At 54.7% G+C, this 25,403-nt stretch carries 21 protein-coding genes; 11 read left to right on the top strand and 10 right to left on the bottom strand.

All coding sequences use genetic code 11. From position 1 onward, the window contains the following. The first annotated feature begins 5 nt into the window (after nt 1-5). The 3 genes from pstB to WEB64_RS06500 all read left to right on the top strand — a co-directional run bounded on the left by pstB (nt 6) and on the right by WEB64_RS06500 (nt 2,633). Nucleotides 6-899 carry a phosphate ABC transporter ATP-binding protein PstB gene (pstB, locus tag WEB64_RS06510; protein ID WP_368060047.1) on the top strand — a complete coding sequence of 298 codons (894 nt, stop codon included), beginning with the start codon at nt 6-8 and terminating at the stop codon, nt 897-899. Between the two features lie 34 nt (nt 900-933). After that, nucleotides 934-1,656: a phosphate signaling complex protein PhoU gene (phoU, locus tag WEB64_RS06505; RefSeq protein ID WP_368060049.1), complete on the top strand. Its 723-nt coding sequence runs from the start codon at nt 934-936 to the stop codon at nt 1,654-1,656. Between the two features lie 143 nt (nt 1,657-1,799). Then, nucleotides 1,800-2,633 (top strand): DUF2059 domain-containing protein, encoded by an 834-nt coding sequence (locus tag WEB64_RS06500; RefSeq protein WP_368060051.1) that lies wholly within the window; start codon nt 1,800-1,802, stop codon nt 2,631-2,633. Here WEB64_RS06500 and WEB64_RS06495 read toward each other — a convergent pair whose 3' ends face one another. The 6 genes from WEB64_RS06495 to WEB64_RS06470 form a co-directional block, all read right to left on the bottom strand. Further along, on the bottom strand, nt 2,634-2,999 hold the full coding sequence (locus WEB64_RS06495) for a histidine triad nucleotide-binding protein (RefSeq protein ID WP_368060053.1): 366 nt from the start codon (nt 2,997-2,999) through the stop codon (nt 2,634-2,636). Between the two features lie 20 nt (nt 3,000-3,019). Continuing rightward, complete coding sequence (locus WEB64_RS06490) at nt 3,020-4,282, bottom strand: FAD-dependent monooxygenase (protein WP_368060055.1); 1,263 nt, start codon at nt 4,280-4,282, stop codon at nt 3,020-3,022. 66 nt (nt 4,283-4,348) lie between these two features. After that, a complete protein-coding gene (locus WEB64_RS06485) occupies nt 4,349-4,915 on the bottom strand; it encodes an aminoacyl-tRNA deacylase (RefSeq protein WP_368060057.1) in 567 nt (188 codons plus the stop codon). Nucleotides 4,916-5,146: 231 nt separating this feature from the next. Then, nucleotides 5,147-5,980 (bottom strand): mechanosensitive ion channel family protein, encoded by an 834-nt coding sequence (locus tag WEB64_RS06480; RefSeq protein ID WP_368060059.1) that lies wholly within the window; start codon nt 5,978-5,980, stop codon nt 5,147-5,149. Nucleotides 5,981-6,150: 170 nt separating this feature from the next. After that, the gene (gene mnmH, locus WEB64_RS06475) at nt 6,151-7,248 is read right to left on the bottom strand and encodes a tRNA 2-selenouridine(34) synthase MnmH (protein ID WP_368060061.1); all 1,098 of its coding nucleotides are present in this window, start codon (nt 7,246-7,248) and stop codon (nt 6,151-6,153) included. A gap of 484 nt (nt 7,249-7,732) precedes the next feature. Next, entirely contained in the window at nt 7,733-8,122 is a 390-nt protein-coding gene (locus WEB64_RS06470; protein WP_368060063.1) for a VanZ family protein, read from the bottom strand. A gap of 107 nt (nt 8,123-8,229) precedes the next feature. Here WEB64_RS06470 and cysZ point away from each other — a divergent pair, with 107 nt between their 5' ends. The 6 genes from cysZ (at nt 8,230) to WEB64_RS06440 (ending at nt 16,497) form a co-directional block, all read left to right on the top strand. Further along, nucleotides 8,230-8,985: a sulfate transporter CysZ gene (gene cysZ, locus WEB64_RS06465; protein WP_368060065.1), complete on the top strand. Its 756-nt coding sequence runs from the start codon at nt 8,230-8,232 to the stop codon at nt 8,983-8,985. Nucleotides 8,986-9,024: 39 nt separating this feature from the next. After that, nucleotides 9,025-11,880 carry an RNA polymerase-associated protein RapA gene (gene rapA, locus WEB64_RS06460; protein WP_368060067.1) on the top strand — a complete coding sequence of 952 codons (2,856 nt, stop codon included), beginning with the start codon at nt 9,025-9,027 and terminating at the stop codon, nt 11,878-11,880. Nucleotides 11,881-11,995: 115 nt separating this feature from the next. Next, nucleotides 11,996-14,446 carry an acyl-CoA dehydrogenase gene (locus WEB64_RS06455; RefSeq protein ID WP_368060069.1) on the top strand — a complete coding sequence of 817 codons (2,451 nt, stop codon included), beginning with the start codon at nt 11,996-11,998 and terminating at the stop codon, nt 14,444-14,446. 130 nt (nt 14,447-14,576) lie between these two features. Next, nucleotides 14,577-14,957: a fluoride efflux transporter CrcB gene (crcB, locus tag WEB64_RS06450; protein ID WP_368060071.1), complete on the top strand. Its 381-nt coding sequence runs from the start codon at nt 14,577-14,579 to the stop codon at nt 14,955-14,957. Nucleotides 14,958-15,210: 253 nt separating this feature from the next. Further along, nucleotides 15,211-15,417: a cold-shock protein gene (locus WEB64_RS06445; protein ID WP_152205488.1), complete on the top strand. Its 207-nt coding sequence runs from the start codon at nt 15,211-15,213 to the stop codon at nt 15,415-15,417. Between the two features lie 168 nt (nt 15,418-15,585). Further along, nucleotides 15,586-16,497, top strand: a complete 912-nt coding sequence (locus tag WEB64_RS06440; protein WP_368060073.1) for a bile acid:sodium symporter family protein — start codon at nt 15,586-15,588, stop codon at nt 16,495-16,497. A 66-nt stretch (nt 16,498-16,563) separates the two neighbouring features. Here the strand turns inward: WEB64_RS06440 and WEB64_RS06435 are convergent, their stop codons facing one another. Beyond that, the gene (locus WEB64_RS06435) at nt 16,564-17,820 is read right to left on the bottom strand and encodes a glycerophosphodiester phosphodiesterase family protein (RefSeq protein WP_368060075.1); all 1,257 of its coding nucleotides are present in this window, start codon (nt 17,818-17,820) and stop codon (nt 16,564-16,566) included. 189 nt (nt 17,821-18,009) lie between these two features. Further along, nucleotides 18,010-18,810, bottom strand: a complete 801-nt coding sequence (locus WEB64_RS06430; RefSeq protein WP_368060077.1) for a dienelactone hydrolase family protein — start codon at nt 18,808-18,810, stop codon at nt 18,010-18,012. Nucleotides 18,811-18,962: 152 nt separating this feature from the next. Here WEB64_RS06430 and WEB64_RS06425 point away from each other — a divergent pair, with 152 nt between their 5' ends. Continuing rightward, on the top strand, nt 18,963-19,535 hold the full coding sequence (locus WEB64_RS06425) for a glutathione S-transferase family protein (protein ID WP_368060079.1): 573 nt from the start codon (nt 18,963-18,965) through the stop codon (nt 19,533-19,535). A 35-nt stretch (nt 19,536-19,570) separates the two neighbouring features. On the opposite strand, the gene WEB64_RS06420 is transcribed toward WEB64_RS06425, so the two are convergent. Then, nucleotides 19,571-20,563: an LLM class flavin-dependent oxidoreductase gene (locus tag WEB64_RS06420; RefSeq protein WP_368060081.1), complete on the bottom strand. Its 993-nt coding sequence runs from the start codon at nt 20,561-20,563 to the stop codon at nt 19,571-19,573. A 197-nt stretch (nt 20,564-20,760) separates the two neighbouring features. Between WEB64_RS06420 and WEB64_RS06415 the strand changes: the two genes are divergently transcribed. Next, on the top strand, nt 20,761-22,707 hold the full coding sequence (locus WEB64_RS06415) for a putative bifunctional diguanylate cyclase/phosphodiesterase (RefSeq protein WP_368060083.1): 1,947 nt from the start codon (nt 20,761-20,763) through the stop codon (nt 22,705-22,707). Here WEB64_RS06415 and WEB64_RS06410 read toward each other — a convergent pair. Then, complete coding sequence (locus tag WEB64_RS06410) at nt 22,611-25,289, bottom strand: EAL domain-containing protein (RefSeq protein WP_368060085.1); 2,679 nt, start codon at nt 25,287-25,289, stop codon at nt 22,611-22,613. The genes WEB64_RS06415 and WEB64_RS06410 overlap by 97 nt on opposite strands. Nucleotides 25,290-25,403 lie beyond the last annotated feature (114 nt).

Here is a 25,403-nt window from a genome sequence, read left to right as displayed (position 1 = left end):
GCGATATGAATACGATGAGTTCCAATATTTCAGCGGAGGCCGGTGTGCGAGAGGAAAATGAAGCAGTTGTCCCGGTAGCAGAGCAAAAACCCGAGGATACAGTGATTGAGGAAGGGAAAACCGTTGGTAAACCGTTTGCGGACGACCCGAAGTACAAACTTCGTAATGTGGATGTGTCCTATGGCAACGACAGGGCTATTAAGAACATCAGTCTCGATATTGCCCGCAATGAGGTTATCGCGTTTATCGGCCCGTCCGGTTGTGGTAAATCCACGTTCCTGCGCTGTCTGAACCGAATGAATGACAGCATCGAGATTTGCCGGATCAAGGGCCAATTGCTGCTGGATGAGGAAGACATTTACGCGTCGAAAAGGGACGTAGTAGAACTCCGGGCCCGGGTAGGCATGGTCTTCCAGAAGCCCAACCCGTTCCCCAAGTCTATCTACGACAACGTCGCCTACGGTCCAAAAATTCATGGTCTTGCCAATCGCAAATCCGAGCTGGACGAGATTGTCGAAAACAGTCTTCGCAAAGCGGGCCTGTGGAATGAGGTCAAGGACCGACTGGATGCGACTGCAACCGGTATGTCCGGTGGCCAGCAGCAGCGCCTGTGTATCGCCCGCGCCATCGCTGTGAGCCCGGAAGTCATCCTGATGGATGAGCCATGCTCGGCGCTTGATCCGATTGCAACTGCGAGGGTGGAAGAGTTGATTTCGGAAATGTCCGAGAGTTATACCATTGTGATTGTTACCCACTCCATGCAGCAGGCTGCGCGGGTATCTAACCGCACTGCGTATTTTCATCTGGGGCACCTGGTAGAAGTTAACGACACCAATAAGGTGTTTACTGCTCCCGAGCATGAGCTGACAGAGTCCTACATTACCGGGCGCTTCGGCTAAGCCGTGCACCGAAAAATAGAAGGAGAATCCTGCTATGAAAAAAGATAAGGACGATGTTTACGGCGATCACATCTCCCATAATTTCAACGATGACCTGGCGTCCCTGAAAGCCGATTTCCTGAACATGGGCGGAATGGTCGAAGAGCAGCTCGGCGATGCGGTGACTGCGCTAATTGAAGGTGATGGCCATCTGGCCGATGAGGTGCGAGCAAAAGATAAAATTGTCGACAAGCTTGAACTGGAACTGGATGAGGAAGCCACCCGAATAATCGCCCGCCGGCAACCTGCGGCGAGAGATCTTCGCCTCGTTATTGCCGTGATCAAAATGGTAGCGGATCTGGAGCGGGTGGGTGATGAAGCCAAGAAAATTGCCAAGTTTGCCCTGGCCCTGGCAGAAGAGGGTCAGGCACCCCGAGGTTATATTGAGGTGCGCCATATCTCCACCCACGTTTTATCGATGCTTCACGATGCACTGGATGCCTTCGCACGACTAGATTCCGAGCAGGCACTTCGGGTGATGAAGGAAGATAAAATAGTGGATGAAGAGTACAAGGCGGCCACCCGCACTCTGCTGACGTTCATGATGGAAGATGCGCGGAATATTTCCCGCTGTATGTCGGTGATGTGGGTGCTGCGTGCCCTTGAGCGGGTAGGCGACCATGCCTGCAACGTCGCTGAGCATGTCATTTTTATGGTCGAAGGTGAGGATGTTCGGCACACCCCTGTCGAGGCAGCGGAGAGAATCGTCGGACGTTGATGGCGCCCTGCAAACCTGCAGGGGTTGATACATTTCCTTGCAGGTCTTCAAGCTGTCTTTTTTGTAAAGGTTTGAGCCTTGTTCTGCTTGCAGTGGCGTGTCATAAGTAGGCTTGTTCCATCTATTACGCAAAGAGAGCCCTAATGTTTTCCACTGTTCCTACCCGCGTTATCGCAAGCCTGTTGTTACCGGCGCTTTTCATGTTATCCAGCCATCGTGTGATGGCGTCTGAACTGGCGGAGTCGGTGCTCCGTAGCTCTGCCCTGGGCGAGGTCATTGAACAGTATCCGGCGATGCTGACAGAAGGTATTTCCCAGGGCTTAAGCCAGACCGGTGATCTGGACCCGATGCTCAAAGGTGCGATTACCGGCATGGTAGGGCAGGCATTCAGCAGCTCTAAGATTCGCGGCCAGGTAGTAGCTGATCTGGACGATGGGCTGTCCGAGTCTACCCTGCAGACCGTACTGGACTGGTATCAGTCACCGTTGGGAGAGCGGGTGACCTCGCTGGAAGCCGACGCTGCCAAACCGGCTGGCTGGAAGCAGATTGAGCGTCGCGGTCCGGAACTGATCAAAAAGTATCAGGGCACGGAGCGGGAGCAAATGTTTACCCGCTTTGACCGCGCTTCGCGGGCAACGGAAAGTGCAGTGGATACTGCGATTGCTGTTCAGACTGCCTTTGGAACTGCGATGGCGGCGTTCAATGGCCAGACCGCCGATTTCGAGAGCATCAAGGCTCGGGTCGAGGACCAGCGCCCGATGCTCACGGGTATGGTGGGGCAGCAGGTATATGCTGCTTACCTGCATACCTATGAGTCACTCTCGGATGAGCAGCTTAAAAACTACATCGACTTCATGCAGAGCCAGGAAGGCGACCGCTATAACGAAGTGGTCACCAACTCGGTTCAGCAAGCCATCATCAGACCGGTAGAGAGTATTGGCAATGGCCTGATGCGACTGTTCGGTCCCCAGGCCTGATCAGGCCTGTTTGAGTTTATCGGTGTAGGGCGGCCAGCCCATCGCCTTACCCGCCAGCAGGTGTAGGTGGATGTGATAAACGGTCTGGCCGCCATGTTCATTGCAGTTCATGACGGTTCGGTAGCCGCTCTCATCAAACCCCATCTCAGCTGCCAACTTGGAAGCGACGAGATACAGGTGCCCGATCAGTTCCCGGTCACCGTCCTCAATGTCGTTAACCGTCGCAATGGGTTTTTTCGGGATGATCAGCAGATGTATGGGCGCCTGGGGATTGATATCCTTGAAGGCCAAGCTGAGATCATCTTCGTAGACAATGTCGGCGGGAATCTCCCGGTTGATGATTTTGGTAAACAGTGTTCCTGACATATACGGATTCCTCTATAGGTTTAATTTATGGGTGTGCCGCCATTGAGCCCCATGGCGTAGCGCGCAATTTGATTGCGGGCGCCCGGTAATCTCTGGGCTAACCCCAGGCCAAGATTACGCACCAGGTGCACCGGCGGTATGCGGTTGCTGAACAGGTAATAGAAGGCGTCCATGGCAAGCATCATGCGGCCGTTCGCAGGGCGTCTCGTCTGCTCGTACTGATTGAGCCACCTCGGGTGTGCAAGATCGTCACCTGATCGCTTTGCTTCCCGAAGAAGCCCTTGCAGGCATTCCGCATCCTGAAACCCGAGATTGACGCCCTGACCGGCGAGCGGGTTGATAGTGTGGGCTGCATCACCTATCAGGACCACCCGATTCTGCACATAGCGGCGTGCGTGTTGGCGCGCTATCGGAAAGCTGGCCCTGGCAGCAATGGAGGCAAGCGGCGGCAGGTCCTTGGGAAACGCTTTTTGCACGGCGGCGATAAACTCTGCCTCAGGCATGGCTTTCAATTCGGCCAGAACCGACGGCCGGTCATACCACACCAGGGACGCCCAGCTTTCAGCCCCCTGACTTCCAGGGCGGGCCTGAGTCAGGTGGAGGGGCAGGAACGCCCGGGGGCCGCTGGGATAAAACGCCTGCCAGGTAATATCTTGCGGCAAGCCATGGTAAGTAACAGAGGCAACCAGAGCCTGTTGCGCATACTGATCGCGGCTGGTGCCAATGCCCGCCAGTTCACGAACCCGGGACTGTGCGCCGTCTGCGCCGATCACCAGTTGGCATTCAAAACGCTGACCGCTTTGCAGAATCACCTCTGCCATGTAGTCGCCGTTAGTGAGTTCAACGATAGCATCATTTGCCAGCACTGAAACCGTTGGCAGCGCTGCAGCACTATCCCAGAGCGCCTGCTGGGTGATGCGATTCTCTACCATGTGCCCCAGGTGGCTGACTCCGAGATCGGAAGCGTTGAAGGTGGTGCGGTTTATTCCGACTGGAAGCAAAGCTGAAAGCGGATGCGGGCTGGCGTCCCAGACCGACAGACGCGCATAAGGAGTGGTCCGCATTTGCTCAATCCCGGCCCAGGCGTTGAGCTGCCTGAGATAACGTTCACTGCCTGCACTAAGCGCAGATACCCGGATGTCCGGTGGCTGGTGTTGGTCGAACTCAGGGGCGCTTTCACGGTCTACCAGAACAACGGAGAGTCCAGCCTGGCCGAGCCCGGTTGCTAGGGCTGCGCCGACCATGCCAGCGCCGACCACCACAATATCAACCTGTTCTTTCATGTTGGTTCCTTGTCTGTGGCCCCCAGTTTACGCGAAGAGGGCAGACAGGCAAGCAACCGCCGCCGCTCAGTAGTGGACCGGCTCCAGAGCGGGTGCGTCCGGATGTATCGGCGTCAGGTTTCGGTTCGAACGGCGTTTGGCCAGCCAGGCCGGTTTTTGAGCGCCGGGCTTGATAAACCCCTGATTGATAACCATCGGCTGTACCAGACGCAGGAAGTCTACGGTTTTCATGTGAATGGATTCGGTATGAGAGCCGGCGGCGAAAGCCAGTTCCGGCTGAGAGGTCAGCGCCTCACTGCAATAAACGGTCATATTGAAAAGATTGCCAAAAGGGGGCATGGCGCCTACTTCGCAATCCGGAAAACGGGCCTCGAATTCCTGCTCGTCAGCTAGCTGAACGAAGTCGGTTTCGAGCACCTTGGTTAATCGATCCCAGCGTATACGCCAAGTGGCAGGCATGACCAGCATCGCCATTTTACCATCGAGTTCAAGAATCACGGTCTTGATAACCTGATCGCCAGCGATCTGGACGTGGTGGGCCAGTTCCTGTGCGGTGAAGGCGGGAGGGTGGGATAGACACATGTACTCCGTGCCTGCGGAATCGAGAAATTCTTTTAACTGCTGTACCGGCATAATGACAACCTCCTACCAGCAATGACAGCATATCCCGAGCCTTGCTACCTGCTGAATACGAACTCAAACAACCGGTCCGCCCCGGGGGCTGAGAAACCTTTTGCACGCGGAGCTTTCACGGCAGCGGCTTCCTTTCTGGGCATACTTTAGTCAGCTTAGTCGAGGATTGGAAGAATGCGAAAAACGAATCCAGGGCCGGTTATTCAGCCCTGGATTGTCGGCGGGGAGCCTTTATTTTTCCTGATACATGTGCACATCGCGCTGAGGGAATGGGATGGTAATGCCTTCCGCATCAAAGGCCTTCTTGACCTTCTCCTGCATATCCCAGTAATAAGGCCACAGATCATCGGTTGGCACCCAGGGGCGCACGATAAGGTTGACGGAGTTATCACCGAGGCTGCCCACGGAGATACGCGGTGGGGGTTCGCTCAACGAACGCTCGTCTTCGTCGATCAACCGTTTGATAACAGCTTTGGCCTTGTCGATATCGTCGTCGTAGTGGATGCCGAACGTCATGTCGCAGCGGCGCGTCGGGTAGATGCTGACGTTGATCAACGTCGCGTTGGACAGGCTGCCGTTGGGAATTACGATGCGACGGTTGTCGAAGGTGTTCACGACCGTATAAAGAATCTGGATCTCAGCGACCGCACCCAGAAATCCCTGAGCTTCGATGGTGTCGCCGACTTTAAACGGCTTGAAGATCAGAATCAGTACGCCTCCTGCAAAATTAGCCAGACTGCCTTGCAGTGCCAGACCAATAGCCAAGCCAGCGGCACCGATGACGGCGATAAACGAAGTAGTCGCGATGCCGATCATGGAGGCGACAGAGATAAACAGCAGGACTTTGAATATGACGCCAATCAGGCCACACACGAACTTGTTGAGTGTGGGGTCCCTTGCTCCCAGCTTATTGTCCAGCACATTAATGAAACGATTGATCAGCCAGAGGCCAATCACCAGTGTCACGATGGCTAGTAATACTTTCGGGGCGTAGGTCATGACCATGGCTATGGCTTGCTGCAGCAACTCAGCTGCCTGACCCTCGTCACTGAAAAAGTTTTCCATAGAGACTCCTTATTCCGGTTCATTTTCGGTAATGCAAAATGGCATACGCCTGGTACGTACTATTCAGGCGAAAAGATGTCCGGCGTGTTGCCAAGGTTCGGAATTCTTATAACAGATAATAGTGAGCAATGCGCATCGCAGACGCGCGTTCAGTCACCTGCCAGGGCCCATCAAGCGATCTTTCGGGCCCAGTTCAGCAAGGTTTCCAGATCCCCCTTAACTACGACGCGACCCTCTTTCTGGCTCAATTGGTAGTCGTACATCGGGTCATAATAGTCTTTCAGAAGCGCTTGAATCCACTTGTCATGGCCGCCGAGCTCACCGCTGCTGCGCTGGAGTTCCAGGGCTGACTCCATGGTGGATTTCAGAAGCGCATAGCGGTCGCCGCCAAGCCGTTTGCGAAGTCGTTCGAGAGCACTTAACAGATAGTCCCGAAAATTGAGCCAGCCTGCCTGCTCACCGTCCCGTGCGATAAAATCGCTGACCATGCCGATAACATAATCCTCTTTAATAATGGCCGTACGTTCTTCGATGGGGCGCTCGAGAACCATCATCGGGGCTTCCATCATTCTGGCTCGCAAGCTGTCTGGCAAACAGCAGCGGCCCACGAGATGGCTCTCGTCTTCCAGATACAGGGTGTTGTGCGGCTGGTGAGAAGCTTTCAGAAGCGCAATGGAGAGGCGGTTCTCAAAATCAATTTGAGTCGGCTGCGGTGTTATCTGCCGGCCAAAGCTGGAGCCACGATGGTTTGCTATGCCTTCAAGGTCAACAGGGTTGGGCAGATTATTCAACAGACGGGTTTTGCCAGTGCCGGTGCGGCCGCTGACCAGCATAAAGTTTTCCCTTGAAATCAGTGCCTCAAGCTGATCAATGAGAAAGCGTCGAAGGGCTTTGTAGCCCCCCGTAATGAGCGGGTAGTCGATACCGGCATCACGCAACCACTGCTGGGTCAATCGTGAGCGAAGCCCGCCGCGGAAACAGAAAAGGTAGCCGTCAGGGTTCTGAATAGCGAAGCGTTTCCAGGCTTCTACCCTGGCAGTCTTGATGTCTCCGGAAACCAGCTGGTGGCCGAGTACAATGGCCTGGTCCTGACCCTTTTCCTTGTAGCGGATGCCCACCCGATGGCGTTCGTCATCGTTCATCAACGGTGCATTCTGCGCGAGAGGAAAGCTGCCTTTGGCGAATTCAACGGGGGCACGCACATCCATCAGGGGCGTATCATTGAGGAAAAGGGTGCGGTAATCGTCAGTGTCAGGTCTGGACGTCATCTGCGGCAGCCAGTGAGGCATTGATTGGGGCGGGGAGTATAACTGAAAAAAAAAGGGCAACATATGTTGCCCTTTGGTCGGAACAAGTCGACGCTTCCTTGCGAAGGTTGCAACTACCGTGTCGCTTTCTTTTCCCTGAGCCAGCTCCGTGGCGCCAGCGTCCGAGCTAGCGATCCAAATAGTTATCCCTTAAGCGCTGCGTCCTTATCGTCCCTGCTTCCCCTCACATCCTGTGAGGACACGTCCACTGCTTCGTCCAGTTCCTTGTCATCCCTGACACCGCCACTATAGCAATCTGGAGGTAACAATCGTGTGACGTCTGTATTAACGTACCGACATGGTTTTACTGTTAAAACTAAAATCTTTTCATATTCATGATATTAAAGATTGTCCCTGCGAAAAAAATCGTTCTGCGTACGAGAGTTTGCTGAATACTCTCACAACCAATGTAGGAAATATCGCACACAAAAAAGGGCGAATATCGCTAATCCGTGGAATTCGACAACACGGGCTTTCTAAGCAACAGGTGCCAGCTAATCACGCCAGCGAGGATTCCAGAGGCGTCGGCAGCGACATCGAACAATGAGAATTCGCGGTACGGCAACAAGCTTTGTACCAACTCGATCAGCAGACCAAATAGCAACATGGGTGAGGCGACGTAGAGAACGCGAGCGCCGGGCCAGGCCAGAAACGCCAGCAAAGTGAGCTCCAGAAAAGCGATGAAGTGGTTAACTTTGTCATTGGCGGAGGCTGGTACCGGATAGGTCTGGCTCGTAGTGGCCAGATACAGTACCGCAATGATGGACATCGCCAGCACAACTCGCCAAAGCGGCTGGCAGGACAACACGGTAATGAGGCGCTTTTTAAAGGTCATGGGGTACTTCCGGCTGCCGTAAACGTCGCGACATGGTATGCTCTGCGCCCCATTATTACCATTAACCTACCGCAAAGTAGAGGTCGCAAAGTAGAGGTCCGGTCGCCATGGTAAAGGGTAATTTTTTCAGAGGCTTGGGTTATTTGGGAGAAGGTTTCCGCCTGATTCGACAGCCTGGCCTGCGTTTATTCGTGATGATTCCTCTGGTGCTTAATATCCTGCTGTTCGGCGCGTTATTCTATTTGCTCGCCGAATTTTTCAGTGTTCTGATTGCCGCCGCCATGGGTATGCTGCCGGACTGGGCCTGGCTGCAGAGCCTCGATTGGTTATTCTGGATTCTGTACGGCGTCGTCATCCTGCTCATGCTTGCCTACGGCTTTGTTATTCTGGCCAACCTCATCGGGTCGCCCTTTTATGGCTACTTGTCAGAGCTGACCGAAAAACACCTGACCGGCCAGGAAGTCAGCACCGATGACGGTTGGGGGCAGATTGTCCGGGATATTCCAAGGGCTCTCTTGCGTGAGTTTCAGAAGATAGCGTATTACCTCCCCAGGGCACTGGGGCTGTTTATTCTCAGCCTGATCCCGGTGGTAAACCTGATCGCGGCTGCCCTGTGGTTCACGTTCAACTGCTGGATGATGGCGCTGCAATACGTCGACTATCCAGCGGACAATCACCGCGTCAGTTTCAAGGGTCTCAAGCGTAACCTGCAAATCACGCGCTTGACGGCTCTGGGCTTCGGGTTACCCGTCGCTCTGGGGGCCATGGTGCCGGTGCTGAATCTTTTTGTAGTTCCCGCAGCGGTTTGTGGCGCAACCGCCTACTGGGTGCGGGAGACGTCGGGTCAGCCCGCGCTGGACTGATAAATGTCTTTTTCTGTTTAATACCGGTCTGGAGGTTTTTTGGACAACACTGATTTTGGAATTGGCCAGCGTTGGGTTAGTCACAGCGATACCGGCCTCGGCCTGGGTATTGTAACCGATGTCTCCGGTCGCCGGGTGACTCTGGGATTTCCCGCCATAGACGAAGAACGCACCTATGCCATCGATAGCGCTCCGCTGGCCCGGGTTCGTTATCAGCCCGGCGAGGAGATTGAAACGTTTGAAGGCGAGCGTCTTACTGTCAGAGCGGTAGAGGAAGTCGCTGGCGTCCTGATATATCACGGGGAAGATGCAAGCGCCGAGCTGAGGGTTATTTCTGAGGTCAGGCTCAACAGTTATGTCCACTTCACCGAGCCCCACCAGCGTTTGTTCGCCGGTCAGTTTGATCGCAGCGGTGCGTTTCGCCTGAGATTAGCCACAGTGCACCATCAGGATCGTCTGCGCGCTTCGCCGGTTCAGGGGCTGGTCGGTGCCCGCACCCAGCATTTGCCTCACCAGGTCTACATTGCACACGAAGTTGCCCGCCGCCACGCGCCCCGCGTGTTGCTGGCGGACGAAGTCGGCCTGGGTAAGACTATTGAGGCGGGCCTCATCCTGCATTACCAGCTTCATACCGAACGTGCGCGCAGAGCGTTGATTGTGGTGCCTGACTCTCTGGTACACCAATGGCTGGTAGAAATGTTGCGCCGTTTCAACCTTCGTTTCTCCATTGTGGATGAGTCGCGCTATGAAGCGATTCCGGAGTTGGATGAGCTGCTGGAAGGCGACGGCGTTGAACTCGACGATAATCCGTTCGAGAGTGAACAGCTGGTGCTCTGCAGTCTCAGTTTCCTGACGCATTATCCTGGTGCCAAAGCCGATGCTGTTGCGGCAGGGTGGGATCTGATGGTGGTGGATGAAGCCCATCACCTGGCCTGGACCCCGGAAGCGTCCAGTGCGGAATACGACACCATTGAGACTCTGGCGAAAGAGACCAGAGGGCTGCTGCTGTTAACAGCAACCCCGGAACAGGTAGGCGTGGCCAGTCACTTCGCCCGTCTGCGTCTGCTGGACCCTGCCCGTTTTCACGATCTATCAGTTTTTCAGGCTCAGGAAGCTGATTATCAACAGGTCAATCAGGTCGTCCGTGAACTATTGGATGCTAACGTGTCGCCCGGTCTGGAACAGCAAGAGGTTCTTCGACAATGGCTTGGGGCGGAACTGGATGAGTTGCTGGCGGTCGCGGATCCGGTATCGGCCATGGTGGATGCATTGCTTGATCGCCACGGTACCGGGCGGGTGTTATTCCGGAATACCCGTGCTGCGATCCGCGGTTTTCCCGAACGCGAGCTGAAGTCAGCACCGTTGCCATGTCCGGATATATACTCCCGGCCTGAGCAGACGTTCGGCCTGGCGGCTTTGACACCAGAGCAAACCGTGCCGGATGAACTCTGGCTGGCGTCCGATCCCCGCGTAGCCTGGCTCGAAAAAACCCTGGTGGGTTTACGGCCTGCCAAGGTCGTCGTCATCTGCGCTCATGCTGAAACCGCCATGGGGCTGGAGATGCACCTGCAGCTTCGTGCTGGTATCCGGAGTGCGGCTTTCCACGAGCATCTGAGCCTGATCGAACGGGACCGCGCCGCTGCGTATTTTGCGGAGAGCGAGCAGGGCGCCCAAGCACTGATCTGCTCGGAAATAGGCAGTGAAGGTCGCAACTTCCAGTTCGCCCATCATCTGATACTGTTCGACCTGCCCGCCAATCCAGACCTGCTGGAGCAGCGCATCGGCCGCCTTGATCGAATCGGGCAGGCAGAAACCATCAGCATTCACGTGCCATACCTTGCAGACACCGTTCAGCAGGTTCAGTTCCGCTGGTTTGACGAGGGGTTGCAGGCGTTTACCCAGAGCAATGCGGTCGGTGTCGCGGTCCGCGAGGTTGTAGAAGATCAGTGGCGGGCAGCACTGGAGACAGAAAATTCCGATCTTGAGGTCTTGATGACCGCCACCGCACAAGAGGCGGCCCGGCTCAGAGCCATGCTGCAGGAGGGTCGCGACGCGCTGATTGAACTCAACTCCTGCCGCCGGAACCAGGCTGATGCCTTGATTGCGCGGATTGAAGATGAAGAGTCATCGGCCCAGGTCAAGGAATACATGATGGAATCGTTCGACATCTTCGGCGTCGACGTTGACTACCACTCCGACACCACTGACATCCTGCGTCCCGGCGAACACATGCTGACCGGCCATTTCCCCGAACTACCCGAGGATGGGGTCACAGTCACCTGGAATCGCCAACAAGCCCTTGAGCGGGAGGATATGAGCTTTCTGAGCTGGGAGCACCCGATGGTTACCGGCGTGATGGATGCGGTGACCAGTTCCGATTTGGGTAAAGCGGCGCTGGCCAGCCTTGCCGTTAAAAGTCTGCCAGCCGGGACTTTGCTGCTGGAAGCGCTTTATACCGTGCATTGTCCGGCGCCAGAGGCCCTTCAGCTGAAGCGTTATCTGCCGTTGTCGCCAGTGCGGGTGCTGGTGGATGTGAACGGGCGTAACTTGTCCGATGCCTTACCCCACGACCGTCTGAACGAGTTGTGTGCCAATATCCGGCGTCGCACCGCCCAGGCGATTGTGCCCCGGATTCGGGCCGAGGTGGAAACGATGGTTGATCATTGTGACGGATTGGCAGCAGAGCGGCTTGAACCGTTGCGTGATGCTGCCCGCCAGCGCGTCAGGGATTCTCTTCAGCCTGAGATAAGGCGCCTGGAATCACTACGGCGTCACAACCCTGCCATCCGGGACGAGGAAGTGCAGTTTTTTAACGACCAACTGGCGGCTGCGGAGTCTGCCGTTGACCGTGCCAGTATGGCTGTGGAGGGAATCCGGGTCATTATCACAGCCTGACGGGATGGCCTCGGACAACTGGCGGGGCGTCATCCAATAATGTACTTTAGTCGTAGTCTTAACACGGGCTCTAACTGCCTGATCTACTTTTGAACACGGATGAAAGAGAGTGCCTATGATGACGTTCATTCTATTTGTGGTTGCGATTGCCGGGCTGTTGATTGTGATGCGCCGGGAGTCAGGGGCTAAGGCGGCCATTGGCGTTATGGTGGTGGTTGGGCTGTTGTCGCTGATTTTCGCCTCAGGCTGGTTGGCTTTTGTGTTGTTGGTGGGCGCTGCCGTGACCGCTGTGTGCGGTCTTCCCGGGCTACGCCAGAGCTGGTTGACCCCTCGTGTTTTCGCGATGTTTAAAGACGTGGCGCCGAAGGTGTCCGATACCGAAAAAGTGGCGCTCGAAGCCGGCACCGTAGGTTGGGACGGTGAGCTGTTTACCGGCCGGCCGGACTGGCATAATTTGTTGATCAACCGCAATACCGGCTTGACCGAAGAAGAGCAGGCGTTCGTGGATAACCAGTGCGTAAAGGCCGCTTCCATGTGTAACGCCTGGGATGTTGCGGTCGAACGCGCAGATCTCCCCCCCGAGCTATGGGAGTTTCTCAAGAAAGAAAAGTTCTTCGGGATGATCATTCCGAAGGAGTACGGTGGTCTCGAATTCTCCGCCAAGGCCCAATCGGCTGTCCTGCAACGCCTGGCCAGTAACGAAGCGTTGATGGTCACTGTTGGTGTACCCAATTCTCTGGGCCCGGGGGAGCTGTTACTTAAATACGGCACGGAAGAGCAGAAGAAGCATTACCTGCCCCGTCTTGCGGATGGCCGCGAGATTCCCTGTTTCGGCTTGACCGGGCCCCGCGCCGGTTCAGATGCTACGTCACTGCCGGATACCGGCATTGTCTGTAAGGGGACCCACGAGGGTAAAGAGGTCGTTGGCCTCAAGCTCAACTTTGAGAAGCGCTGGATCACCCTTGCGCCGGTAGCGACCGTGGTGGGGCTGGCCTTTCGGATGTTTGACCCCGACGGCTTGCTGGGCGAAGAAAAAGACCTCGGTATTACCTGTGCGCTGATCCCCCGTGCCACTAAAGGTATTGAGATCGGTCGTCGCCACTATCCGATCGGAACACCGTTCATGAATGGTCCGATCAAAGGCAAAGATGTCTTCATTCCGATGGAGTACCTGATCGGTGGTCAGGAAATGGCGGGTGAAGGTTGGCGCATGTTGGTGGAATGCTTGTCTGTAGGACGTTGTATTACGCTGCCGTCAGGTGCCGCCGGTGCAGCGGCCTACTCAGTGGGTACCGCTGGTGGCTTCACGCGTATTCGGCGCCAGTTCAACACGCCGGTGGCCGATATGGAAGGTGTGCAGGAGCCTCTGGCTCGCATTGCAGCCCAGACTTATATTGCCCAGGCTGCGGTTAACCAAACCGCCAATATGATCGATAAAGGTGAAAAACCAGCGGTTCCGTCTGCAATTCTCAAATACCATCTGACCGAAATGCAACGGAACATTCTGACAGACGCCATGGATGTTCACGGGGGTAAAACGGTCACCCTCGGGCCCCGTAACTATCTGGGTATTGGCTACAGTGGTGCAGCCGTCTCCATAACGGTCGAAGGTGCCAATATCATGACCCGCAGCCTGATGATCTTCGGGCAGGGCGCCATTCGCTGCCATCCCTATGTATTGAGGGAGTTGGCTGCGAAAGACAGCGATGATATCAACGCTTTTGATGATGCCTTCTTCGGTCATGCGGGCCTGATTTTCGGTAACGCTGCCCGGGCCTTGACGCAGGCTTTCGGTATTGGAAAGGCAGACGTGCCGTTTGATGTCGATTCAAGCCGATATGCCCAAGGTGTGGCCCGCTTCAGTGCGGCCTTCGGGTTGTGTGCAGATGCAGCCATGACGACGCTGGGGTCACAACTGAAAATGCGTGAGCTGATATCGGCGAGGCTGGGGGATATGCTCGCCAATCTGTATTTGGCCTCGATGGTTTTGAAGCACTGGCATGAAGCCCAACCGGTAGCAGGCGAGCGGGAGATTATGCAATATAGCCTCGCGATGCTGCTTTACCGCACGGAAAACGCGCTGGACGAGTTCTTGCAGAACCTGCCGAACCGTCCGGTGGCCTGGGCTCTGAGGGCATTTACCATGCCGCTGGGTCGGCACTGGGATAAGCCCCACGATGACACCACCCGCGCATTGGCGAGGGCGATTTCTACCGATACACCGATTCGCACCAAACTCACAGCGAGCATTTGGAGCGCTGTAAGTGAGGGGCCAGCGGAAAACCCGGTGGCGACTTATAATGCCCTGCTGAAAGACTATGACAAAGCGGAAGTGTTGTATCGCAAAGCGACGAAGGCGTATGCCAAGGGCGAGCTGCCCATGGAAGCGTTGCATCCGGAAGAGCGTTTCGAAGCTGCGCTGAAAGCGGAAATATTCAACGAGGAAGAGGCCGAGTTCATGCGCAAGTATGAAGCCGATGTGCTCGAAATGCTGAGTGTCGATGACTTCCCATTCGACGCTTTTGCCCAGCAGAAAGAAACGGTCATTAATCACAACGCTGCCTGATCACTTGAGCCATCCGGGCCTCTCCGTTAATCTCGAAGGGCTTTAGTGGTGTCAGTGACCAGAACGAAAACCGGACCCACGACACTTAGGTGATCGTGGGTTTTTTGTTTTTCCATCGGGAGTCTATGGAATGTGGTTGTCTATTCTCGCAGTGAGTGGCGGAGCTATGCTCGGGGCGAACCTGCGTTGGGCCCTGAGTCTGTGGCTTAATAACAGCTATCATCCGATTCCTGTCGGTACGTTGGTAGCCAACCTTATTGGCGGGGGGCTTGTGGGTTTGTTGATCGGCTTTTTCAGCCATGGTTCCACCTTGTCACCAGAGTGGCGCCTTTTTGCGATAACCGGCTTATGCGGAGCACTCACGACGTTTTCCACGTTTTCGCTGGAAATGTTCGCGGCGATGCAGGAGGGCAAATGGTCAATGGCGCTGGCAGGCATTATGCTGCATGTGGTGGGCTCAATCGCCATGACCGCGCTTGGCATTATGGGCTACACCCTGCTTAAAAACTGAGGCTGGCACGGTCCTGACACAATCTTCGTATCTGTACTTACACGTTGAAAAAACTATTTGCATTCTTCAATACAAAGAGTAAAGTTTGAGGGGTAGGAAAGATTAGTTCAGCAGTTCATGAATAAGACGTATACCGCAGTAGTAAGTAGTTCATCGTCCTGTTTTTGATTCCGCAAGTTCTGTTTTTCCGTAAACGTCTGTCATCCATGAGGATGCAGGTAGAAAAAATTATTGATTTCAGGAATGTTTAAGTATGTCTACTACTACCGGTACTGTTAAGTTCTTCAACGAAGCAAAAGGCTTTGGTTTCATCACTCGTGAGTCTGGCCCGGACGTTTTCGTTCACTACAGCGCCATCACCGGTTCAGGATTCAAGACTCTGGCTGAAGGCCAGCAGGTCGAGTTCACTGTTACTCAGGGCCAGAAAGGTCCTCAGGCAGAGAACGTAGTTGCTCTGTAAATAACAGACAGCTTCTCGGAAAAGGCAGCTTAGGCTGCCTTTTTTATTGCTTGAAATTTGTCTTTTATTATTTACCTTTATGTCTTCCCATTCGGCAAATTAATTTCCCGCATGTTGCTCTAGCCGCTAGACTCTGATGGCGTTCTTGCGTCGTCTCCGGGAGAAATCATGAGTGCGGAACAACTTGTCCACCTTGTAAACGTGCAGATAGTTCCTGTTTCGTTGTTCCTGATTATGTTGGGAATGGGGTTATCTCTGGTTCTTGATGATTTCAGACGGGTGGTGTCCTACCCCAAGGCTGTTGCCATTGGTTTAAGTTGCCAATTGATTTTGTTACCACTGATTGGTTTTGGCCTGGCCAGTCTGATGCCACTTACGCCTGAACTTGCGGTCGGTGTAATGTTGCTGGTGGTTTGTCCGGGGGGCACTACATCCAATCTCTACGCTCACATCGCCAAAGGTGATGTGGCACTGTCGGTGACTCTGACGGCGGTCGCCAGTGTGGTGACGGTGTTTTCCATTCCCTTTATTGTTAACGGCTCGCTACTTCACTTTATGGGAGAGAGTGAGGAAATCACACTACCGATCGCGCGCACCATGGCGAGCCTGGTGTTGTTAACCATTATACCGATCTCGATCGGTATGACGGTCCGGCGCTTCAAGCCGGCACTGGCCATCGCTGTTGAGCAAAGGGTCAAGTATTTTGCGGTGATATTTCTGGCTTTGTTGATTGCTTTCCTGGTCTACCAGCAGCGGGATACGTTTGTGGATTCGGTTATCAGTGCCGGACCGGTGGCTTTGCTGTTGAATATTTCAACTATGCTGATCGGTTTCTATGGTGCCCGATTGTTTGCACTTAACCGCCAACAAAGCATTTCGATCACATTGGAGACCGGTCTCCAGAACAGTGGCCTGTCGATGGTGTTGGCACTGGGTATGCTGAACAATTATGCGATGTCACTGGTACCGGCGATTTACACCGGGGTGATGTTCATTACCGCTGGTGTACTGGTCTACTATGTGGGTCGCCAACGATCCATTACTGACTCCGATAGCGTACCAGCTCGGCAAGAGAGCTGAGGGTACGAAAATGACAGGTGCCAGAAACATGGAACCTGTTCTCGGTCGGCTGCATGAATGGAGCTCTCAAAGCCCCATGCAGTTGGCGTAGTAAGTGGTGGTTGCGGGCCAGTCTGAGAAAATGCCTATTACACCCACATCTTTTGCCAGCACATCAATGACGGTGTAAGTGTCTCCGTCGTTGTTGATCGCGCTGCTGATGCTCTGATGATACCAGCCACCGCCGCTGTTGAGAGGCCCGCTGCGTTCCACCGTCCAGGCAATCAGATCAAGACCTGCCGCTTTCGCATGAGTGGCGTACTCGGACGGTACGATTTTCTGGTTACCATCCAGCGCCAACATTTTCCAGAGCGCCGGTGCCAGAATAGGAACACCTTGCCGGGTGAGGTCTTCCATGTAAGCCATGGAAATGTTGTCAGGATCGTTCGGTTTTTCATCCAGAAATACGGCCTGTTCGCCAAATTCGGGGAACTGATTGACCCAGAAAATGACATCACCAAGCAGGAAAGACTGGGGCCAGACATCGGCTGGGCGAACGCCTGCCTCAATGTAGTCATTGATCATCTGACGAGCGTAATCCTGTTGGGAATAGTCGCCTTCAAAGGGCATATCCACGACGGGGGTCTTCAGTTCCGGGGTGTACTTGACGCCTAGTTTCCTGAACAGTTCGATGCTTTCGCGATGACTTAGCAGAGTGCCTTTCGTGGCATATAAATCAGTGCGCCAATCCGCCGTGCCACCCAGATATGCCTCGGGTGTTATGGCGTCTGGATCGAACGCATCCATTTTGCCGTTGAGGGTCTTGAACTCGGCAAGGGTGATGTCGCTGGTGCGGCATTCAGCCTGGGCTGGTGTGCCTGAGGCTGCGTCGGCAGGTACAAAGGGCTGGGTGCATTTGGCGTTCAGTTCCGGTACCGCCACGATGTTGGTGGTGGTGTGCAGATCATTCTGGGCATGGCGGCACACTAGCTCGCGGTCTTTGGTGAAGGCGACGTCGCACTCGATGATTCCGGCCCCCATTCTGGCGGCAGCTACATAGGATTCGCGGGTATGTTCAGGAAACTGCAACGGCGCGCCTCGGTGGGCGATTGAAAAATCCGAAGGCGTCTGGGGTTTTGATTCACAGGCCTGCAGGGCGCTTTTGAGATCGCCCTCATCCATGTCATTGATTAGGAAATAAGGCCGGGGGCCAAGCTGAACCGAGGTCTGGTCACCGTCAGAAGGGGTTGCTTCAGAAGCATTAGCCTTGCTGTCGCTGCTGTTGCAGCCGGAGAGTAAAATCAGGGAGCCAATAAGCAGAGGCAGGGTTAACACTGGCTTCATCTCAGAGTCCTTCTGTTATTTGGTTAAGCGGCTTCCTAGCCTCACCTTAGTTGGTGACAATGATATGAACAACCTGTGACAAGTTGGGTGGGCTGACGGCGTTCGCTGGGGAAGGGTGAATGAGCGCGACGAGCGAAAGTGGCAGAGAGAAACGGCGCCAGGTGTTCTCCCTGCCAAGCGACCGGCTGATTACCGGGAAAAGATATCTTTATAAAATGCCATGGCGCCTTCCCATGAACGGTTAGCCGCTTCTTCGTCATAGGCCATCGGCAGTCCGAACTTCTCACCGGTTTCATCAGCTGCTTCGGACGTAAAAGAGTGCTTGACGCCTGGAAACACCGTCAGGCTCAAATCTGCGCCAGCATTGGTCATTTCACTTACGAAACCCGTGACCTGCTCTACTGGTACGAACGGATCAGCGCCACCCGTGTAGGCAAGGACGCGTGCTTTGACAGCGCCCTGTTCGGGCTTGATATCGCTACCGAGCGATCCGTGCAAGCTGACGACACCGTCAAGTTCGAGGCCAAGTCGTGCCATATTGAGCACCACCGCACCCCCAAAACAATATCCCTGGGCAGCAATCCGATCTTCGTCGACTGTTTCATGGTCCTGCAGAATGCTCATGGCCTCCCGAAAGCGGGCTTCAAGTGCCTGTTTATCGCCCATGGTGGCTTGCATGAATTTCTTGGCGTCATCAGGATGTTCTGCCAGCTTTCCGGTGCCATACATATCCAGTGCAAATGCAGTGTAGCCTTCTTCGGCCAGCTTTTCGGCCTGGCTACGGGCAAATTCATTATGGCCCCACCACTCATGAACGACCAATACGCCCGGGCGCTGGCCCTCGATATCATCGTCGTAGACCATGTAGCCGGTAAAGGAATCACCATCGACGGTATATTCCACCGTCTCGGAGGTTATATCGGCAAAAGCAGCTGTCGAGAACGCAAAAATTGCCGCCGTTGCATAGGCGAGTTGTTGTATCGTGCACATTGTCCGAATCCTTTTGTTTGATTGTTGTATGGCCAACTACTATTCATGGGCAGCCTCTCCGTGCCATATTGACGAGGCTGCCTGTTACCCGATCCGATGTCACGAGAGTGGCTTCGGGTCTTAACACAATAACATGATAAACCGGAGGCTCCATGAAGCTGATTGGCTCGACCACATCCCCCTATGTTCGACGTATCCGGCTGCTGCTGGCAAACCGTCCCTATGATTTTGTGAACCTGGATATTTACGGGGAGGGGCGGGACGAGCTGCGTAAAAATAATCCGGCACTCAAAATTCCCATGCTGGAGGACGAGGGTCAGGAAATTTATGACTCCCGGGTCATTTCCCGCTACCTGGGGCCAAAGCTGGGCGCGGCAGCATTGACTTGGGACCAGGAAAATCAGCTAACATTAATTGATGCGGCAAACGATTCCTGCGTCACTCTGTTGCTGTCAAAACGCTCCGGCCTCGATATCGACCAGGATGCGCTATTTTACAACCTTCAGCGTGAACGCATCATGACTAGCCTGCGCACGTTGTCAGCCATGGTGGATGCGGGCGAGTTTAAAGAGTGGCACTACCCTTCGATCTGCCTGTTGAGCCTGATCGACTGGCTGGATTTCCGGGGGCTGGTTGATTTTCAGGGTATCGAAAGCCTGCTGTCATTCCGTGACCATAATCAGCAGCACCCCATGGTGGCAGAGACCGATCCCCGCAAGGCCTGAATTCATTGAGCCCGCAGTTAGCGTCGCTGCGGGCCTCAGTTTGCTTTCACTGAAGCCAGAATATCCAGGGCATGTCGCCGTTTCTCCGGGTCGTAAAGATCCACGGTAAACATCAGCTCATCCACTTTGACCGTGGCGAGAAGCTCTTCCAACTGGCTTTTGACCGCGGCCCGATCGCCTTTGATCTGGAGGTCAAGGAAACCCCGGACACCGGCTTCTTCCTCCCGGCTCCAAAGCCCTTCCATGGTTTCTACTGGTGGTTTCAGCCACAGCGGCTGGCCCCGGAACAGAGCCAGTATGCGCTGGTAACTGGTGGTCGCCAGTAATGCCGCTTCTTCATTCGTTTCAGCGACGACGGCTGGCACACATAGCATCGCATAGGGTTTGGACAGGCTCTCGGAAGGTTCGAAATTGTCCCGATAGACCTGAATGGCTTCGCGGTAAAGTCGAGGTGCGAAGTGTCCGGCAAAAGCATAAGGCAAGCCTTTCATGGCAGCCAACTGGGCGCTGTAGAGACTGGAACCCAGTAACCAGATCGGTACTTGAGTGCCAGCTCCTGGAATGGCCTTGAGTTGCTGACCCGGCCGAAGTGGCCCAAGTAAGGACTGTAAAACGCCTACATCATTGGGGAATTGCTCCGCCCCAAGGCCGTCCCGACGTAACGCCCTGCTGGTAATGGGGTCAGTGCCGGGGGCGCGACCGAGCCCGAGGTCGATACGCTCCGGATAAAGGCTAGCCAGGGTGCCAAACTGTTCAGCAATCACCAGCGGCGGATGATTGGGTAGCATCACGCCACCAGAGCCCACCCGAAGTGAGTTGGTCTTGCTGGCAATGTGCCCGATCAGGATAGATGTGGCCGAGCTGCTGATACCTTCCATATTGTGATGTTCAGCCAGCCAGAACCGGTTAAATTCCAGTGCCTCACCATGACGGGCATAGGCAACGGTATTTTCGAGTGTGGTAGTGACGGAATCGCCCTCTCGCACCGAGGCAAGTTCAAGCAGTGAAAATGGTATGTTAGTGAGCATGGGTATCCTGAAGGTAAACGCTGTAGGTACTCAATGGAGGGTTGTGGCATTAGTTTCAATGGGCTAACGGGCAAACATTGTTACAGAAACCATCTATACTCATTTCTTGTTACGAGTCATGGTATTGAATCTCTCTGACGTTGCTCTCGACGTGTGGTGCATTCGACGCTTATGAAGCAGGATACTGGAGTTCTCACGTGTGGTTACCTGGCGCTAAAACATCCCCTGTCAGGATCGCCCTGATTTACGGTGCTATCAGCCTGGTCTGGATTGCCTTTTCAGACCAGGCTGTAGCGATACTGTTTTCTGAAGCATCTGACAAGACCCAGACCCTGGTCCAAACCTTCAAGGGCTCTCTTTTTGTGTTGCTGAGTAGTGGGCTGGTCTGGTATCTGGTGCACCGGACTGTGAATAAACTCCATCGGGCTGGCAGCCTGCTAAATGTGCAGGGTACTGTTATCGAAAACACCCACAACAGCATTGTCACGGCGAACGCCCAGAAATGTGTTGTCTACGTCAACAAAGCCTTCTGCGACATGACGGGGTACGCTGCCACGGATGTTATCGGCCAACCTCTGCGATCGCTGTTGTCCGGAACGGGCGATTGTGCGGATTATCAAACCTTGTGGGGCGAGCTTGAGTCTGCTGGCGTCTGGCGTGGCGAGCTGACCAGCCGACGCAAGAGCGGCGCCCTGCATACGGATTGGGCAACCGTTTCCAAAGTTCAAAATAAAAATGGTAGTACGGCTAATTACATTGCGGTGTTGAGTGATATCACCGAGCAAAAAGCCGGTAAGGAGCGACTCCACTATTTGGCGTTTTACGACCCACTGACCGACCTGCCCAACCGCTCCTTAATCAGTGAAAACCTGATATCTGCATTGCGGCGTTTGGGAGCAAGCAGGATCGAACAGGTTGCGCTGTTCTTCCTGGATCTGGATGACTTCAAAACTGTGAATGAATCCTATGGTCATGACAGGGGCGATGAGTTGTTGCGCCAGGCAGCGGCAAGACTCAGTGCGAGCATTGGCCACACCCATTATCTTGGCCGCTTTGGCGGTGACGAGTTTGTCGTTGTTGTACCCAGTATTTCCACCCGGGCTGAGGTGGAAATACTTGCGCAAACATTGCTGGACAAGCTCACAGCGGCGTTTGAAATAGGCGCTGCCCAACGGATTAATGTGCGCGCAAGTGTTGGTATATGTCTGAGTTACGGTAACGTGCGGGCGGGTCCGCAACAGGTTTCGATGATGTTCAGTCAGGCGGATTCAGCGCTGCGTGAGGCTAAACAGCGGGGCAAGAATGCCTTCGCGTTTTACAGCATGGATATGACCGCGCTGGCGAAAAAGCGCCTGCGGCTCGAAGCGGCCCTGAATCGGGCAATCGTCGATCAGGAACTGGTATTGTATTATCAGCCAGTGTTTGATCTGGCCACAGGTAGCCTGGTGGGGTCTGAAGCGCTGGTGCGGTGGCAGCATCCGGATTGGGGGCTGGTGTCGCCCGCTGATTTCATTCCTCTGGCGGAAGAAACCGGACAGATTGTAAAAGTCGGTGAATGGGTCCTGGAAGCGGCTGTAAAGCAAATCGGACTTTGGTTAAAAGCGGGTTTGGAGCCCGGAGCAACAGCCGTCAATGTATCCTCCCGTCAGCTTACGCACGGAGATTTCGACTCCCAGATCAGTAATCTGTTGGCAAAATCTGGTTTACCCCCGGAGCGGCTTGAGCTGGAACTGACGGAGAGCAGTTTGATGGCTCTGGGTGGACAGACGGTGGCATTGTTACACGCCGTACGAGCCACGGGAGTGTCGCTGGCGATTGATGACTTTGGCACGGGTTATTCGTCACTGGCTTATCTGAGAAGCTTTGCGGTAGACAAGCTCAAAATTGACCGCAGTTTTGTCAACGAACTGGTCGAACTGAATCATGATCAGGAACTCGTCCAAGCCATTGTGGCAATGGCGAAGGCGTTGAAACTCACGGTGCAGGCTGAGGGCATTGAAACTCCGGAGCAACTTGCCATCCTCCAGGGCTTGGGCTGTGATACCTATCAAGGGTATTTCAGATCGCCGCCTTTGCCGCCGTCAGAGTTTGAGGCGCGGTTTCTTCGCTCGTCTGAAGCCAGGCGGGACGGGAAGCCCCAGTAATAGCCCTGACCGTAAAGGTTGGGGAATTGCCCCAGCCATCTTGCAACGGCCTCGGTTTCCACGCCCTCTACTATGATGTCCAACCCGAGAGCGTCTCCGAGCTCGACAGCGGTACGAAATATCCGCTGACGGATATCGTCCTGCGTGATGTCCTGTAAGAAACTGCGGTCGATCTTGAGTTCATCGAGCTCAAAGCTTGCCAGTGTGCTCAGGGAGGAGTGCCCGGTGCCGAAGTCGTCCAATGCTATCCGGAAGCCGGCCCGGCTCAGGGCCCGGATCATGGCTCGGGCCTGGCTGGTGTTGACCATAACCGCAGTTTCGGTAATTTCCAGTATGACATTGCCAGGCGCCACCCCGTGGCCCTTGAGAATCTCCAGGGCGGCTTGATCGAACGATGGGTGCCCCAGATCCCTGGCGGATATATTGATGGCAATGGTCAGCCCCGGATCGTGTTTTTCAGCCAGGATATGCCAGTCCTGACAGGCGCGGCCAAGCACCCACAGCGTTACCGGATGAATGACTCCCATCTGCTCGGCTATAGGAATCCAGCGGTCAGGTGCCACGCGTCCAAAAACCGGATGCTCCCAGCGGATCAGCGCTTCGTAGGAGATAATCTGACTATCAGCTATTCGCACCTTTGGTTGATAGGCCAAATGGATCTGATTGTTCTTGAGAGCAGACTCCACATCCAGCATCAGCATTTGTTGCTCGTATTGCCGGTCTGCGATAGCAGGGTCGTACACTGTCAAGGTATGGGTCGGGTTGAGAGCAGCAAAGCCTGCACAGGACAGGACGTCGGAGCCAGCCTGGCCATGTTCGGGTGAGTAGGCCAAGCCAAGAGAGGGTTGCCAGCTAAACGTGTACTGGCTTTCGCTAAAACTGCTCTCGAGCCACCGGGTGATGTTGATCCACGTAGACTCGGGGATCTGACGGCCTGGCGCCACTTTCAGGGCGAAGGCGTGGGTCATGGTATCCACTGTGGCAACAGAGTAGCCCTTCATCATCACAAGCTGGTCTGCGTAGTTCTGTTTGAGGAACCGGTTGAATCGGGTGAGATAAATCCGCAGCAGTTGTTCCGCCGCTTTGTGACCGAGCGTCTGTTCAATCTCGGTGTAGCGTTCGAGTCGGACCAGGCATAATTCATAAGCTTCTCCACTATGTTGCAGCCGGTCGAGGTGCTCCTCAAGGATGGGGCGGTTCGGTTTTCGGGTCACCCGATGGGTGGTCAGCAGGCGATCATAATCACTTTTAAGCCGCGTTCTCAGGTCGCGCTCATGGCGCGCTCTCACGAATGCACTGAGCCTTCTCCGACGCTCCTCCAGCAGCCTCTGGGCCACGGCCATGGTAAGGATAATAGAAGCCATGGCGGCACCAAGGTAGAAACCGGAGTTAGTAAACTCGTTGATCGGAACCCAGCCAACGATGCGCATGGATGCCAACAGAATGCCTGCAATTATGGCAATGACTGCTGCTGCGTAATAACGAGCATAGATGTTCTTCCGGACCAGTCGCAAGGCCGAGATCAGAGCAAAAAAACAGGTTAAAAGCCCAACAATCAAAAGCGTACCCTGGCCTGGCAGTATGCCGGGCAGGGGAGTGGTGACAAGAAGGACAACTGCGCTCAACGTGAGAAGGTTGAACACCAGGGCCTGGCGCCCTGCCAGTACCAGAAAGTGACGAGTGAACTGACACAACGCCACTACAGAGAGCGGTATCGAAATCGAGATCAGACTATTGACCAGCGGCCATTCCCGCCATAACAACCAGGCGCCAAAGCCATCGATCACTAATTGGCTGTGCACTACCGAAGCCACCAGCAGTGCGAGCCAGGCCACTGCAGGGGTACGCAGTAGAGCCACCATGACAAGATTGAACGCCAGTGCAAAAATCAATATGCCATAGAGGAGTGCTTTCCAGGCAATAACGCTTGAACTGGCGCCAATCAGGGCGTGGGCGGCCTGGACTGAGACAGGGAAAATGGTAGGGCCGGTAGTGTCGACTTCAAACAAAAACAGGGTCTCAGACTGAGCCGGAAGAGTCACCGGCCAGACCCATTGCGGCAAGTCATAAAAGCGCTGCTGGAAGGGATAGGTGTCTCCCATAGTGGGCAGGGGCCGGACGGAGCCATCCGATGATATTGCCACCGGGGTAATGCGGTCCAGAAAGGGTGCAGGTACCATCAGGAATCGATCAAGCGCGACTTGGGTATCGTTTTTCAGAGAGAAGCGAAAAGTCGCCGGGGTTTGCAAATAACCCAGGCCGGACCCGTGATCTGGAGCTGTTTTCCAGTTTTCGTCGCGCCAGGCTTCGGTCGAGAGTATCTTGGCTAGCGGAAGCTCTATATAGGTGGTGGTGGGTTGGGAGCTAAGCAGGTCACTCCTGACCAGTTCAACGGTGGGCGAGTTGTCTGCGGAGGCAAGACTTTGATAGATAGCAATAAACAAGCCATAAAGCACGGCCAGCACCAGCATCACGACCGTGGCCCAGAAAGTCGCCTGCCGATGTACTGCTGGTCGGCCGATGACGTCCCGACGTGAAGTCGGGCGTCTGGCGTTGTCGTTCTTCGGTGGTGTCGAGTCCATTCAGAAGTTGGCCTGGTTACAATACGGATACGTCGTGAAATAATATGCAACACACTGAAAACTGAAATATTTTATATTATTTCAAAGAATTTTGCATTTGCGGTTTGCCCGACG

The sequence above is a fragment of the Marinobacter sp. genome (assembly GCF_040882185.1).
GTDB lineage: Bacteria > Pseudomonadota > Gammaproteobacteria > Pseudomonadales > Oleiphilaceae > Marinobacter.
This window is presented reverse-complemented; position numbering and strand designations above follow the sequence as displayed.